The sequence below is a fragment of the Roseburia faecis genome (assembly GCF_001406815.1).
Classification (GTDB): domain Bacteria; phylum Bacillota; class Clostridia; order Lachnospirales; family Lachnospiraceae; genus Roseburia; species Roseburia faecis.
Window position 1 is genome coordinate 1 of record NZ_CVRR01000055.1, and the last position, 1,725, is coordinate 1,725.

Below are 1,725 nucleotides of genomic sequence, written 5' to 3' on the forward strand. Positions count from 1 at the left end.
GCTCAATAGTCATCCGAGATTCCCGTTTTGTAAACGAGTTTCACATTTTGAAAGCGACCTTCAAATTTTGTACCCGGCTTTCCACTTTTGTAACGACTTTCCCGTTTTTTTCTTTCTTTCTGTGGTATAATCGCTTTATGGCAGGGTATTTTTCCGCACAAAAACCGGACGTCAGTTGTGACTTACAAATTTTGTAAGCCATAATTCACGTCTTCTGCTGTTCTTATTTCAGCCGGCGGTCTGTGCTTTATTCTGTCTTCAGGTTACTTTTTGAGAAGTCTTGCGGTGAGGTTGATGTCTTTGGCTGCAACCTCGCGGCATCCTAGCCTCTCCGCCAGGTCTTCTCCATAGTAGAAGCAGAATGCTTCATACGGACTTTTTCCGTTCAGTTTCTTTCTCCTGTAGGAATTGATATGGTTCATCATCAGCTCTATGTCTGCCTGCGTCAGTTCATCAAAGCTTCTTCCTTTCGGCACAATCCTGCGTATAAACTCATGTCCCACTTCAATCTCTGCTTTCTGGTACGGTGCACTCGGATTGCAGTAATAGATCCTTGTCCTTCGAAATCCTTTTCCATCCGGTCCATTCTCTATGCACTTCGGATTGGAAAACTCACTTCCATTATCCGTCAGAATGACCGGAAACAGCTTCCTGAAGTCCTGTCCTCCCAGCCGCTGGTACAGTTCATCATAAATATCTATCACTGACTTTGAGGTGTTCGCTTCCCTCAAAAAGCCCAGCATCAGTGACACATTTACAAAATATATCGTCAGCAGGACTTTCCCTCCCTTGCTGCCGATCACAGAATCCATCTGCACCACTGCTGTGTCTGGATGCTGTTCCATATATACCTCGTAATCATGATAATTCCTTCCCACACGGCATCCACGGTCTACTTTCAGTTCTGGTTTTTTATATCTTGGGCGGTACTTTACTTTTCTTGGCAGGTCTATGTTCCTGATATCAAACAGACCCCCATCCACGTAGTTATAGAGCGTCTTTTCACTGCACATCAGCTCATCCTTATGTGTCAGGTAGATCTGATGGATGGACTGCCCCTGCTTCACCAGCGGCACCAGGATTGCATTAAGTCTGACAAGTTCTCCTTCTGTTGCAAGAATCCCGCTTCGGGATTCCGATATCTTTTCCGTTGCCTGTCTCTGGGCTTCCAATGCATCGTACACAGTTTTGGTCAGCGTACACTTTTTCACTTCACTGCATCCGTTGCATACATATGGTGGTTTAAAACGGTGGGTACATACTTCCTCTTCAAAGTGTTCACAGTAGCGGTTGCATATGAGTTCACACTGTTTGCAGACGGCTACCAGCGGATGCCTGCAGTCATTTGTACCACATACTTTTTTCCTCCTGCATGCTTTTCTGTACTTGCAGGTATTGTGCGGGTAACTTCCATAACCGGTGTCCTGTTCGATGGAATAGTTGCGGATTTCCTTTGTAATGGTAGTCCTGTCTCTTCCAAGTTTTTCTCCGAGTTCTGTAAAAGTCATGTGCTCCTTCAGTCCGCTTTCTATGTCCAGCCGGCCCTCATAATTTAAAAACTTTGCCATACTGTCTCCTTTCCCCGCCGGCTGCTGAAGCTGCATGAAAAAACAGGAAGAACATTTCTGCTCCTCCTGCATTTGTATCGTCACTTTCACTGCTGTAATTTATTCTGTTTGTAATTGACTTTCCCCCTCACGCGGGAATCTCAAAATACTATTGAGG

Annotated in this window: 1 protein-coding gene; it reads right to left on the minus strand. The window is 45.2% G+C overall.

All coding sequences use genetic code 11. The features are described from left to right. Positions 1 to 263: 263 nt before the first annotated feature. A complete protein-coding gene (locus M72_RS13290; protein WP_055068567.1) occupies positions 264 to 1,568 on the minus strand; it encodes an IS30 family transposase in 1,305 nt (434 codons plus the stop codon). Positions 1,569 to 1,725 lie beyond the last annotated feature (157 nt).

Coding starts and splice junctions, on each gene's coding strand:
- M72_RS13290 (WP_055068567.1), bottom strand. CDS start 1,568: ATGGCAAAGTTTTTAAATTATGAGGGCCGGCTGGACATAGAAAGCGGA.